The organism is Acinetobacter sp. YH01024, assembly GCF_013420195.1.
Taxonomy (GTDB): domain Bacteria; phylum Pseudomonadota; class Gammaproteobacteria; order Pseudomonadales; family Moraxellaceae; genus Acinetobacter; species Acinetobacter amyesii.
In genome coordinates, this window is record NZ_VOYQ01000003.1 from 163,402 (window position 1) to 176,221 (window position 12,820).

13 protein-coding genes and 1 pseudogene are annotated in these 12,820 nt (G+C 38.6%); 6 read left to right on the forward strand and 8 right to left on the reverse strand.

The annotated features are described in order from the left end of the window. Positions 1 to 209 precede the first annotated feature (209 nt). The gene (locus FTT88_RS02960; protein WP_078188846.1) at positions 210 to 413 is read right to left on the reverse strand and encodes a hypothetical protein; all 204 of its coding nucleotides are present in this window, start codon (positions 411 to 413) and stop codon (positions 210 to 212) included. 481 nt (positions 414 to 894) lie between these two features. Between FTT88_RS02960 and FTT88_RS02965 the strand changes: the two genes are divergently transcribed. Next, positions 895 to 1,119, forward strand: a complete 225-nt coding sequence (locus FTT88_RS02965) for a hypothetical protein (protein WP_171525918.1) — start codon at positions 895 to 897, stop codon at positions 1,117 to 1,119. A 91-nt stretch (positions 1,120 to 1,210) separates the two neighbouring features. Here the strand turns inward: FTT88_RS02965 and gloB are convergent, their stop codons facing one another. Together gloB and FTT88_RS02975 are read right to left on the reverse strand one after the other, a co-directional pair. After that, positions 1,211 to 1,942, reverse strand: a complete 732-nt coding sequence (gene gloB, locus FTT88_RS02970; protein ID WP_180002990.1) for a hydroxyacylglutathione hydrolase — start codon at positions 1,940 to 1,942, stop codon at positions 1,211 to 1,213. Between the two features lie 109 nt (positions 1,943 to 2,051). After that, positions 2,052 to 2,660 (reverse strand): flavin reductase family protein, encoded by a 609-nt coding sequence (locus FTT88_RS02975; RefSeq protein WP_180002988.1) that lies wholly within the window; start codon positions 2,658 to 2,660, stop codon positions 2,052 to 2,054. A gap of 104 nt (positions 2,661 to 2,764) precedes the next feature. Here FTT88_RS02975 and FTT88_RS02980 point away from each other — a divergent pair, with 104 nt between their 5' ends. Together FTT88_RS02980 and FTT88_RS02985 are read left to right on the forward strand one after the other, a co-directional pair. Next, the gene (locus tag FTT88_RS02980) at positions 2,765 to 3,586 is read left to right on the forward strand and encodes a PhzF family phenazine biosynthesis protein (protein WP_180002986.1); all 822 of its coding nucleotides are present in this window, start codon (positions 2,765 to 2,767) and stop codon (positions 3,584 to 3,586) included. A gap of 149 nt (positions 3,587 to 3,735) precedes the next feature. Next, positions 3,736 to 6,504, forward strand: a complete 2,769-nt coding sequence (locus FTT88_RS02985; protein ID WP_180002985.1) for a pitrilysin family protein — start codon at positions 3,736 to 3,738, stop codon at positions 6,502 to 6,504. 80 nt (positions 6,505 to 6,584) lie between these two features. On the opposite strand, the gene FTT88_RS02990 is transcribed toward FTT88_RS02985, so the two are convergent. Further along, entirely contained in the window at positions 6,585 to 7,649 is a 1,065-nt protein-coding gene (locus tag FTT88_RS02990; RefSeq protein ID WP_180002983.1) for an amidohydrolase, read from the reverse strand. A gap of 172 nt (positions 7,650 to 7,821) precedes the next feature. Further along, on the reverse strand, positions 7,822 to 8,223 hold the full coding sequence (locus tag FTT88_RS02995) for a DUF3144 domain-containing protein (RefSeq protein WP_078188837.1): 402 nt from the start codon (positions 8,221 to 8,223) through the stop codon (positions 7,822 to 7,824). Positions 8,224 to 8,330: 107 nt separating this feature from the next. On the opposite strand from FTT88_RS02995, the gene FTT88_RS03000 reads away from it, so the two are divergent. Further along, entirely contained in the window at positions 8,331 to 8,963 is a 633-nt protein-coding gene (locus tag FTT88_RS03000; RefSeq protein ID WP_180002981.1) for a hypothetical protein, read from the forward strand. 446 nt (positions 8,964 to 9,409) lie between these two features. Next, on the forward strand, positions 9,410 to 9,580 hold the full coding sequence (locus tag FTT88_RS03005; protein ID WP_180002979.1) for a hypothetical protein: 171 nt from the start codon (positions 9,410 to 9,412) through the stop codon (positions 9,578 to 9,580). Positions 9,581 to 9,680: 100 nt separating this feature from the next. Here the strand turns inward: FTT88_RS03005 and FTT88_RS03010 are convergent, their stop codons facing one another. Then, positions 9,681 to 10,112 (reverse strand): hypothetical protein, encoded by a 432-nt coding sequence (locus FTT88_RS03010; protein ID WP_180002977.1) that lies wholly within the window; start codon positions 10,110 to 10,112, stop codon positions 9,681 to 9,683. Between the two features lie 224 nt (positions 10,113 to 10,336). Next, entirely contained in the window at positions 10,337 to 11,797 is a 1,461-nt protein-coding gene (locus tag FTT88_RS03015) for an inorganic triphosphatase (protein ID WP_180003176.1), read from the reverse strand. A gap of 321 nt (positions 11,798 to 12,118) precedes the next feature. Here FTT88_RS03015 and FTT88_RS03020 point away from each other — a divergent pair, with 321 nt between their 5' ends. Next, a complete protein-coding gene (locus FTT88_RS03020) occupies positions 12,119 to 12,502 on the forward strand; it encodes a DUF962 domain-containing protein (RefSeq protein WP_180002975.1) in 384 nt (127 codons plus the stop codon). Between the two features lie 202 nt (positions 12,503 to 12,704). Here the strand turns inward: FTT88_RS03020 and FTT88_RS03025 are convergent. Beyond that, positions 12,705 to 12,820, reverse strand: a pseudogene (locus tag FTT88_RS03025) (transposase); the annotation flags it as partial.

A 12,820-nucleotide genomic window follows, 5' to 3' on the forward strand; every position in this document is an offset into this window, starting at 1 on the left:
AATCTAATGAAAGGAAAGATGATGAACCAAGAGATACAGCAAGATGTCTTATCTTGTTTTTTTATTGTCTGAAATTTCTCTCGTTAAAATGAATCAGTAAAACAAAGGTGAAAAAAAGCCCGAATATACGGGCAAATTTTGAAATGTGGATTCGAATCAATCGAATTAAATCATTTATTTCAAATCGTTCGAATAAATTATAGAGAAGATTACGCCTTTAAATGATCTTCAAACTCTTCACCGAGCTGCATGGCCAAAGCATTACCAGACAAATCTACAGTCACTAGACCATATTCTTTTTTAAAACTGAATGTAAATCCACGATTATCTGCCAATGTGCGAACAGAATATCCTAACTTTTCTAACCAAAGACGGAAGGCAACTAAATTTTTTGCTTTAACCACTTTTTTCACGAGCGAACTCCTTATCAATCATTAAAATATTAAATAGGGGTGTCAAAATATTTTTTAAAGGGGAAATGGAAAACTTTTATTTAAAATATGAAATTTTGATGGATAAATAAACAGATTATCGGCTTGTAAACTGTATAAACTCATTTAACTTGCTGTTTTATAAAAAGCTAAACTTAATGTAAGTAAATATAACGTATTTTAAAAATTTGGTTTTTAACTGCTGGCTTAAAATCTGTCCTATGTGCATAGAGAAGCTGTGCGCAAAATAATCGATTGCTTAACTTAAATCACAGTGGATAAGGTGTGCGGTATTGATTGCAAAAATGCGGCTTATTCAAAGCCTAATTCGCTGGATAGGTGAGCTTGCAAAGCTATTTCTCATCAAGATTTGTCGAAATGCTTTTATACTATGTCCCATCGATATAAATAGATTGAATGCATGCAAAACATTGAGCACGATGTCAAAGCAAAAATTGAACAGATGCAACAAGCGGGGCAGACGCCTATTGCGGTGATGCTTGGACATGAAGATTGGTTGGTCTTTTCGGAGCAATCCAAAGTGGCATATACGCCTTTTGGCAGTGCGCGACGTTATCAGCCTGCATTAGGTGGCTTATTGATGGTGCGTATCGATGAAATGCAAGCGGTTCGAGTTGTGACTCAAGCTGAATTGGACGAATTTGCTGCAAGCAATCAAATTTTATAAATATAAAATGATAAATCGACCCGAAACATTCATCACAAATAAAACAGTTTATTTGTGATGAAATCTAAAATGCTTATAACTCGCAATCCAATTAAAAATTGTCTTTGAGTTCTCTTAAGCGCTGAAACGCTTCAACACTTTCTGCGCGTAAAAATGGATTGGTTTCTAGTTCTAATTCAATGCTGCTTGGCAAAGTACATTGTCCAAGCATGCGTAGGGATTCAACCTCATCAAAACGCTGTTGTATGGCAAGGTTGTCGGGTTCAACATGCCGCGCAAACTGCGCATTCGACAGGGTGTATTCGTGAGTACAATACACTTGAGTTTCTGCAGGGAATGCGGCAATACGGTTCAATGAATCGTACATTTGTTGAAAAGTACCTTCAAATACACGTCCACAGCCCATAGCAAATAATACGTCGCCACAGAAAAGTGTATGAATGTCATCGATAAAATATACGATATGACCGAGGGTGTGGCCGGGCGTTGCTGTTATTTCAACTTCAAGACCATGAAATTCAAAACGGTCATTATGATCGAGAGGATAATTCACCCATGGAATACGGCTCAATTCTGCACGGGGACCGTAAACAGCAATGTTTTTATCCTGAATAAGTTCTGGTACGCCACCGACGTGATCTTTATGCCAATGCGTTAGCCAAATTTGCGTAAGATTGAGTTGATGTTCCTGACAATAGCGCTCGACCAAGGCAGCTTCAGTAGGATCTACTGCAATGACATCATGGCTTTCGGTGTGTTCAAGCAGCCAAATATAATTTTGCAGTGAATTTTTGACATCCAATGTATGTATTTTAAACGTCATATCCATTCATTCAATATTTAAAATTAAGTTAAAGTTAGCATGAAAATGCTCAAAACGGATGATTATTGATTTTCAACCTTAGGTAAACGACAGAGTTCATAGCACTATTTTAGTCTGGTGTCTCGTCTACAGATACGGGATTACCAATGGTATAAAAGTGCCCGCCAGCAACATGGTGTAGGCTTTTCCATTCATCTGCTACTTCATGATAATACCAATGTCCGTTACGGAAGACGCGGTCGTCTGCATAGGCAGCAATGACTTCGCCAATAAACAGATCGTGCGCTTGTTGATTGTGCGGCTCAGGAATAAGTTTGCACAGTAGCCAAGCAGCACAACCTTCAACCACAGGAATATTTGAGTTATTAAATTGAAATAATTCCACGCCACATTGGCGTAATTTTTCTGGCGCATCACGTTGGCTCATCATGCCAAGTGCATAGACCAGTTTGAGTTGTTTTAGTGTTGGTACTTGTAAGGCGAAATAGCCTGAATTCTCGATAATCTCACGTGTTTTAGTTGATTTATCCAGTACTACCGTCACTTTTGCAGGATTGAACTCTAAGGCGCATGCCCATGCCGCAGTCATCACACCGGTATGGGTTTGATCCTGAGCAGAGACGAGCACAGTCGGCCCATGATTTAAAAGTCGGTATGATTTTTCTAAAGGAACAGGGTGAATATGCGTTTTCAAAATTGTACCTATATTTAAGTTCATCTAAAACTTAGATGTTTTATTAAAAAGTGTTGCTACATAGCATATAACGCATGAAATATTTTCAAAAGCCTTTAATATAAATCACTAAATCAGGAGTTCTATCAATGAAAATGTATCAAGTGGACGCATTTACCCAAGTGTTATTTAAAGGCAACCCAGCGGCGGTTTTGGTGTTGGATGAATGGTTAGATGAACACTTGATGCAACAGATTGCTTTGGAAAATAATCTGTCTGAAACTGCATTTGTGAAAAAAATTGACAGCAGTAATTATGAAATTCGTTGGTTTACACCGACCACTGAAGTGGACTTTTGTGGACATGCGACATTGGCCAGCAGTTATGTGCTTTTTGAGTTTTATACTGCAGAAAAAAATATCCAATTTCATGTCAAAAATCTCGGTATTTTTAGCGTAAATAAAGCTGAAGATGGAAAAATTCTGATGAATTTCCCTGTGCGTCGGGCACAGGTCGTGAGCGAATATCCTGAAGAGCTACGTCTAGGGTTGAGTCAACCTTTTAAGCAGGTTTATCAGAATGCGCAGGCGTATATCGTGGAATACGAAATGGCTCAACAAGTCTTGGACGAACAACCGAATTTTGAAATTTTAAAACGTCTTGGCAAAATCCGCACCGCCATCACAGCGCCGGGTACGATCACTGATGTTGCAATCACTGCGGCAGCCCAGCAATATGACTGTATTTCACGCTATTTTGCACCGGGTAATGGCATCAATGAAGATCCTGTTACGGGTTCTATTCATACCGGAATCGTGCCAATTTGGGCAGAACGTCTAGAAAAACGTCAAATCTTGGCGTATCAAGCATCGAGTCGTGGTGGTGAGTTACATTGTCAAATGCTCGAAAATGACCGTATAGAAATCTCAGGCTATGCGTGTTTATATATGCAGTCGGACATTTATATCTGAAAATAAATCAAATACATGCTGTCTCATTCTGCAGCATGTATTTAATAAAAAGTAACTATTAATCCAGAAAAGCTCAGCATAAAATCAAAACCAATCTGATCGACAGCACTGCGCTGATCGATGCTAAATATAAAGGACACTTGAATTACATGCGTATTAAACATTTAACGCTTTCACTTTTTTTTGCAGGTTTAAGTACAAGCCTCTTTGCTCAACCTGTATTGGTTAAAACTGAACAAGCCATTGAAGAATATAAATTAGACAACGGTTTTCGTGTGGTTTTGGCGCAAAACGATAAAGAAAGCAAAGTGTTTATGAATACGGTGTATTTCACGGGTTCATTAAATGACCCTGAGGGCAAAGGTGGTTTAGCGCATTTGCTTGAACATTTGGCCTTTAAAGGCACTGAAAATGTCAAAGGTGATGAATTTCAGCGTCGCTTAGACCAATTCACGCTGATGACCAATGCCAGTACGGATTATTATTCAACGAAATACACCAATGTGATTCGTCCTGAACAAAGTTCAATCGATCAAGTTTTGCATTTGGAAGCAGAACGGATGGACAAATTGGTACTTCAGGAAAAATTTGTACCGACAGAAATTGATATCGTTAAGCGTGAACGTGAAATTCGTTTAGATCAGCCATTTTCAGTGTTAATCGACCAAGTTTTAAAAGAAGCCTATGGCAATCAATCTTTAGGTCGCTTACCGATAGGTGATTTGAAAGAACTTCAATCGATCAATATGAACGAATTAAACCAGTTCTATCGCCGTTGGTATGTGCCAAATAATGCAGTGATGGTGATTTCTGGTAAGTTTGATAAAGCGGCTGTATTAAAACAAATTGATCAACAATTTAGCCCAATTGCCGCACGCCAAATTCCTGAACAGGCCAAAGTCCCTAAATTAGATGGAACGAAATTAAAGCAACGCGAATTTACCGTTCATAAGGGCAGTGACTTTGGCAAATTTAATATTTATTTAAATGGTGCAGTCGAACCGATTAAAACCGCTTTGGCGGTATCTCCAACTTTGTATACCTTACAGCCAAGTGGGCATTTGTATCAAAGCATGGTGGAAACAGGGACAGCAACCGCAGTTCAATCCACCACATGGTTAGATAAAGATTTTAATTTGGTGTTTATGGGGGCGATATATGGCCCAAGTCATGATGCAAACAAAGTGGCAACCAGTCTGGCACAAGGTGTAGAGCAGAATAAAGCCTTTAATGATGTTGAGCTAAACCGTGTTAAAAGCTTGACTCGAAATATGGCTGACAATGTCAAAAATAGCGCAACAGCACTTGGCGAGCGTCTTAGTTCTTATACTGTGGCTTATAACGGGGACTGGTCTCAATATTTCAGAGACTTAGATAAAGTACAAAAGCTGAGTGTAAGCGACGTGAATCAAGTGTATAAGGATTTTCTAAAGCCTGAATACCGTGTCACAGGAAATATTCTACCAACACCTGAAGACCAGAAGAAAGCACAGCAACAGGCTGCGTCAAAACCTGCTGAAACTTTAGATCAGCAAGCGCCTGCAGAAGAGCCATTGAAAGATGCGAGTGTTTATCGTGCTGAAGTGAAGCAATATGTTGCAGAGTCTAAGCAATATTTAAATCAGAAAGAAAAACAGATTCTGCGAGCTAAATTTAAAAACGGCATTCAGTATGCATTGTTTCCAACTAAAACACGTGACGACAAGACCTATGCTACGATTGCATTGGATTTTGGTACAGCGCAAAGCTTAATGAATAAAGGTGAGTTGCTAGGTTTGACAGCTTATCTCATGTTCCGTGCATCTAAAGATCAAAGCTTGCAGCAAATTGCCGATAAAATTATTGATGTCGGTGGTGGTGCAACGGTCAGTGCAAATGATAATGGCTTCATGATTCAAGTGGTTGCACGTAAAGAAAAGTTTGCTGAATTTTTGCAATATGTCATTGATGTTATTAAAGCTCCAGCATTTGAAGAGTCACAATTTGATTTAATCAAAGCGCAAAGTTTATCGAGTTTAGATCGACCTTATACAGAGCCGGATACCGTTGCTGCAATGACGCTGTCGCGTATTGTCGAGATCTATCAACCGGGGGATATTCGTTATCACTTCGAACCGGAACTTACGAAAAAACAAATTGAGTCGGCTACACGTGATCAAGTGCAGCAGTTACATCAAAAATTCTTTAAAACACAGCATGCACAAATTGCGGTAACAGGTGATTTTGATACCAAGCAAATAGAAAAAATTCTGAAAAAAGAATTTGCAGATTGGAAAACCAGCGAGCCATATCAACGCTTAGAGTCTACATTTACAGCGTATCCTGCACAGAAAGTGCATGCATTGTCTGAACAGCGTGAGTTTGGTAGTTACCAAGCCATTATGACTCTACCTGTAGGTGTAGAGCATACCGATTCTCCTGCGCTACAAGTATTACGCCACATACTTGGTGATTCACAGTTGTCTTCACGTTTAGCTCAAGAGTTACGTGAAAAGAATGCACTGGTTTATGGTTTTAGTGCAGACATTAATTTTGATGAATGGGTGAATTCAGGTGTACTGAGTATTGATGCAAACTACACTGCGGGTAAATCAGCACAAGTTTCTCAGTCTGTTCATAAAGTTTTGCAAAACTTATTGAAAAATGGCGTGACGGAACAGGAAGTAGAAGCAGCCAAAGCCAGTATTTTGAAAAAGCGTTTAACTGCACTTGAAGATGACCGTCGCATTCATAGTATGTTGATTCCACAGTTAGAAAAAGGTCGTGATTTAAACTATCGTGAAAAGCGTGATCAACGCATTGCTAGTTTGACCAAAGCGGATGTTGATGCTGTCATCACAAAATATATTCAACCTGAGCGTTTGGTTGAGGTGATGGCTGACCAATATGGTCAAGCTGTAAAATCTACTCAAAAATAAACCGAATAAAAAAATCCTCCAGATGGAGGATTTTTTTTGAGCCGCAATGGATAGCTTGATAGCAAAATAGCTTAATGAACTTATAGGCGGTAGAACTGACGCGCATTTTGTTGGAAGACTAAAGTCAGCGCATCAGGATCATAACTCGCGACCGCATCTGAAAAGGCGTCAATAATATTCACCAAGGATGCACTCACACTATCCATCGGGAAGTTAGAGCCAAACATCACACGGTATTTCCCAAAGCATTGTAGAGCATGAGAAATAAGCGGAAAGGCGCAATCGAAAATCTCTTGTTTGGATGCAAGGCGTTGTTCTTTATGAAACTGATGACCCAGCACCGGCATGAATAATCCAGACATTTTGGTATAAACATTTGGGCAACTTGCCAGTTCAGCTAAATCATCTTTCCAACGAAACAAGATATTGTCACGTGAAGTTTGGGTTAAGCCTGTATGTGAGCCGACAGGTCCAAAGGCACCGACAGGTGTCCCAAAATGATCCAGAACGATAGATGTTTCAGGGAAAGCACGTGCTAAAGCGGTTAAATCACGAATTTGGTCTGAATAAACCCATGCATCAAAACTTAAATTCATTTGAGCAAGAGCTTCAAAACCTTTCATAAATTTTTTATTGGTATAGAGATGCGGTTCATTGGTCCATGCATGAACTTTTGGGTCTTCATGTACAGCTGCCATTTTTCGTATGCCACGAAAATGTGGGGAGGATTGTTTATGCATTTTAAGAATTTTCTTAAAACTACTGTCACATGGGTCTGCAGTGCCGACTATGGCGCCAAGTTTAATTTTTTGAGCGTTAAAGTCTAAGGATTCAATAAACTTGGTTTCACCAACCACCCCTTTGCCTTTATGGTCATGCCAGCTCGCTTCTACATGTACGATTTGATCAACCAAATAATGTCCTGCATCTTGCTTATAATTTTTAGGCAAATACGGTGTCGTCACATGTTTGGTTAAGCCAACCGTGTCAATTAACTCTTGCGGCTTAACTAAGCGCATCATTTTGTCGAGCAAGTAGGGGTGTTTACCCAATAATTTCACGGCAAGTGAAGCGGCATGTGGGGTATTGTATGGATCCCATTGATGTATATGTGAATCCACGATGGCAAAATCGAGCGTCTGCATTGCTATCCTTGTCCTTAAAACCATGTCCATTTCTTGCGTATTTCATTGTATTTTCAAATATACAAGGTACTGAAAATAGCATGAATGATGAAAATACAACGTTATGACTAAATATTAAATCAAAGCTTTGTGAAAGAGAAGTTGTATAAAAAAAGCCCCGAAGGGCTTTTGATTAATGCTGATGATCGTGGTCGTGATCATGCTTGTTTGCATGGAATTCTTCGTTATGACGGAAGCGAAGATAGTTTTCAAACTGTTCGCAATATTCATCATAATTATCTTCAAGCATCATTTGAAATTGTTGAAGAATATAAGACATTACTTGATCTTTGGCATCACGCATTTCTTTGCCATCTTTGAAGCCATTTGCAGCAACCCAAGTATTAAAACGAGCGGTACCAAATAACATGGCAGCGCTCACTTGACCGCGCATTTCTGCCGGTTTGACTTGAGAACCCTTTTCAACACGACAAAATTCATTGGCTTGTTTAATAAATTCATCCGCACGTTCAAAGAAAGCTGCATTCAACGCTTCTTCTTCGGTTACATCAGTAGCTTCAATCTTTTGAACCATGAATGTGTCCTAGCATAAAAATCTAATGCAGTATTATAGGCAAAGCCTTGCAGAAACTAAACCTTTGACTTAATCTAAAAAATAGCCTAAGTAAAATGGAATGCTTCATGCAAGATGCAATCGCAGTGCAAAGTCTGAAAAGTGATATTGGATTACTTCGACAAAATGTTTGGCCGCCCTCAACCTTAGCCAATGTAGAAGGGCTGCCCATTTATTATGGTACAGCGTCTGAAGTAGCCGAATATTATGCGCAGTGGACTGGCTTAATTGAACGTGCTCAGGACTTATTTCAGCCCTTTATGGAAGATGAAGTCCTCGATGCAGTCCATTTGCCGAGTCATTTGAATCTGCCGCTTTTTTATTTTCATGTGGATCGTATTCGAATCAACAAAACACGGGCGAAAGAATCTAAAACCTTTCGTGGTATTGCAAGTTTGGTTGAAAAATGTGGGCAGTTTGAAGCAGATCAAATTCAAGCGATGCGACATTGGCTAGACAGCGATGACACTGCAGCCTTGGTCGGACACCGTGAATTTATTGACCTCAGAACCTATGTATTTCAACATGGGCAAAGTGATTATACCCGTACTCGTTTTTATGTGAATGGCATTGTACTTAGTGTCGAAAACGAGTTTAAATTGGTGGATGCCCGTGACAAACCACGTAAAGCCCGTAGCGATAGCTATAGTGACCCTTTAGCAGATAACAATACGTGGAAAATCTTTGGGAAATATCGTTAATTAATAAATATCGTTAATTACTGATGTTACGCAGTAACATCAGAAGCGCCATTTGATTCAAATAAAAGAGCGATACGCGGCAACGTCATCCGCAAGTGTTTGAGACAGAACTACATCTATTTAAAGATGTTTTTGCGATACTTTGAATAAGTAGACGCTAGTGAACGAGTTTTGCGGATGACAATGGTTTTGGGTACTTTTGCCGAATGAGAAACAACGTTTCGTAAGAGTACCTCCAGCCGAAGGCTAATCCCTTTATTTAAACCCTAGATGTAAGACTCCGTCGAATAGACTTAAAAATCATTTTAAAAATGCGTAATTACTTTTACGCGCGTAACATCAGTTAATTAAATATGTTGACGATATTACTTAGAACGTGAATTTAGTTCGCTGCACAAGGATGCTTTGGATTATGTAATCCACGCCCTAATGTGAAAATAGCCACTATGGCAAATGCCGAAATTGAAAGTTTGGCTCATGCAGAGCAATTGACTGATTTTTATATGACCTTATTGCAAGGGATGACGATACAAGCACGTGATGGTATGGCCTTGACACAATTACAACGCATGGTGAGTAATGCCATGAAATCATGGGGGTTATTAGCACAAGGTTAAATCAGTATGGATTATGAATTAAACCCCCAATAGCAGTGTAGCCTTAAGGCAATTTTCTTAGTTTTTTTGAATGACTGATATGCAAATACTATGCTGAAGTTTATTTGCAGGGGTGAATTTTGATGTCGCCTAATTCCATTACACTGATATAACCATCAACCGCAATTAAATTATCGCTTTGACTCGATAGGGTGAGACATTCTCCAGACTTGACGCTAGATAGTAACTGACCTTGCTGCGGATTCAAGTTCATACTGTAAATACTCAGTGTGCCAGCATCGGTTTTGATTTGGTAAGACTCATCACCATAGTCCTCATTATTATTGCGCAGGACTTTAAAGGTTCTTCGTGTCTGATCAAAGTTTTGAGTTGGAGAAAGCGGCTTTTCGACTTGTAAGGATGCCGTGCGCCTTAATTCGGTGCTTTGCACAGGCTTATGTTGTTCACTACAAGCACTTAGTAATGGGAAAAAGATAAAAATAAGTGAAAATGAAAATAGGGGATAAATTACAGGTATGTGAATTTTCAACATAAAACCACCCTGAATCTAATTTTTCAAATAGCTTATTTTAAAAGTTTTTACTCAGAAAACAAAAATAATAGCGTCTCAAAATATTTCAATGTAACTGAGTCAAACTAAAGAAATGATGAATTGAAATTAGCCGACTTTGAATCTGAATGTTCAACAAATGAATATCTATATGACAATGTAGGATACAAATAAAAAAGGGAGGCTCATTGAATCTCCCTTAGGTTTTATTTAATGAGTTTTCGACTGACAAGGAATTGCTCGGTCGCTTCTAATAGCTTATCTGCATAAACCTCTTGTTTTGCAGTCAACCAGCCGAGAACAAACCAATCACTAGCTTCCAGCTCTGTTTGCTGAATATATTGTGCAGAAGAGGAAAGGACTTGATATTCCTGAGCCGCGACTTGTGCATCATTGAGCGCTTTACTATATTTCTGCAAGTTTTTTACATCATAAATAGACGTCAAAATTGGGAAGCTAAATTTAAGCTCTTGTATGCGCTGAGAAAGCACATCTAAGCTTTCAAAATTGTTAATGTCGGCATCATTTAAAGCCTCTTGCAGGGCTTTATATTGGTTTTGAAGGGTAGTTTGAGCATACCATTTAAAATCATGTTGTTGCGGTGCTTCATCGACTTTCAAACTAAACATTAAAAGCTCAAGATAATGATGCACATTTTGAGTCGATTTAACCAAATTGCCTAACTTCTCTTTGGCATACAAAATATCTTTGGTTAAATTTTCTGAGGTCGTTGGGTTTTGTAAAAAGCCACCCAAGGTATTTTGCATGTGCTCAAAATGGTGTAATTGTTCAAACTGCTGTTTAAATGCGCCCAATTGCACAGCCCATTTTTCAACGATATCGCTGTTCCAATCTTTAAACAGCGAAATGGTTAATTGTAAATGATGGAGTGCTTTTTGAGCTTGTGTAATGTGCTCGGCCTGAGCAACACCTGCAGAAATTGCGGCAATATTAGGCAGAAGGTGCTGCATTTCCTGTGCAATTAAAAGTCGTAAGTTTTTTGCGGCAGTGTCTTTTTTACTGAGTTGAAATTCTTTAGCCTCAACTGCTGGACTCACAGTTTGATTCAATGCCAGCAAATTTCCAATTTCAGCTTTACTACGAACATCTAACCACAAATGGTACTTTTTAACCCATTCAAAACTAAAGGCAAGGAGTGATTGAATAGAGCCACTTTTAAGTTCAAATTCAACTTCGTGAACCTCTGTTTCTGTATTGTTGCTACGGATACAGCCGATATCTAAGCTAACTTCGATCTTGGCATCTTCAAACTCTATGACGCGATAAGTTCTCAGAATCTCAGTTTCAAACTGAAGTTGTAGCGAATCTTGCTGATCACCTAAAGTGGTTTTTAAAACCGACTGAACTTCAGCTTCATTGCTATAAACAGATAAATCTAGGGCAGGGGCTTGTTCAAGTTCACCCAAATCTAAATTATGTTCAAACCGTTCAATGTGACTTTTACCAGCAGCTTTCAAGGTTTGAATCCAGCGCGTTCCTTCTAAACGTTGACGCAAGGCTGCATGCTGCTGGGCCATTTGTCGATCTGGGGTATCAAAATATTTAGCTTTAAGTTGAATTTGTTCCGATTTTTTTGGATCGAGTGCTTTTAATAATGCAGTTCGACGTGCTTCTGGAATCTGGAACTTTAATTCAACTTCAACCATGGTTTTCTGTCCTGATGTCACAACTTCATGATCTGGCATGAAGCGATCTTTAAATTTTTATAAAAATGAAAAACTAAAATGTGCGTAAATTTTCTATGAGTTAAACGCGTATCGATTGTAGCGAAAAACAGTTGAGAAGTAAGACTTGACGGATTTGAAAACTCTGCTTTTGGACTAAGAAAAGTTTTAAAAGATGGATATTCCATCAATTGTATAATTCACAATGGTTCGACTTTCATGGGATCAAAATAAAATTTTACGCCTTTAACGCGGACGAATTTTAAGCTATGTTGATTAAAATAAGTTCAGGATGAGCACAACATGAATTCACAAGTACAACCCGAGTTTAATCGAGATTTAAAGCCCGAATTTCAGTTGCCTATTCGTGACTACTCGCAATTTTATCGATTTTATTTGACTGAACATCGAAATATCATGAGCCGACGTTTACATGCCACAGGCAGCAGTATAGGACTCTATTTCTTCACGAAAGCAATTTTAAAAAAACAACCAAAGTATTTTGCTTATGGTCTGGTTTCAGGCTATGCCTGTGCATGGGTCGGACATTTTTTCTTTGAAAAAAATAAGCCGGCAAGTTTCAAGCAGCCTTTATACAGCTTTATTTCCGATTGGCGCATGCTGTCTGATATTGTGAAGGGGAACTTAAGCTTAAAAGACCGTAATTTAGATAAGATTGATAGTTAATTATTTATTAATCAAACGTTTAATTTTTATGGATCTAGGTGTGATTTTTTTGAGTAAATGACTTGCAAAATTAGAGTGATTAGTCTAATAATGTTCATATTGTTTATTTACTTCCTGTCTATAAGATGAAAAGTCGATAAACCCCAGTTTTCCGAGCCTAGAGTGACCTTCTCTAGGCTTTTTTTATGGCCTTAAGTTGTCATTAAAAAGTAAACATGTATTCTTTTCCGAATTGGTTTGATACTTTCTCCACCCATTGCTCTATTTTATCAGCTGTCATGACTTGAAAATCTCGCCAATAATATTTCATCTGCTTCC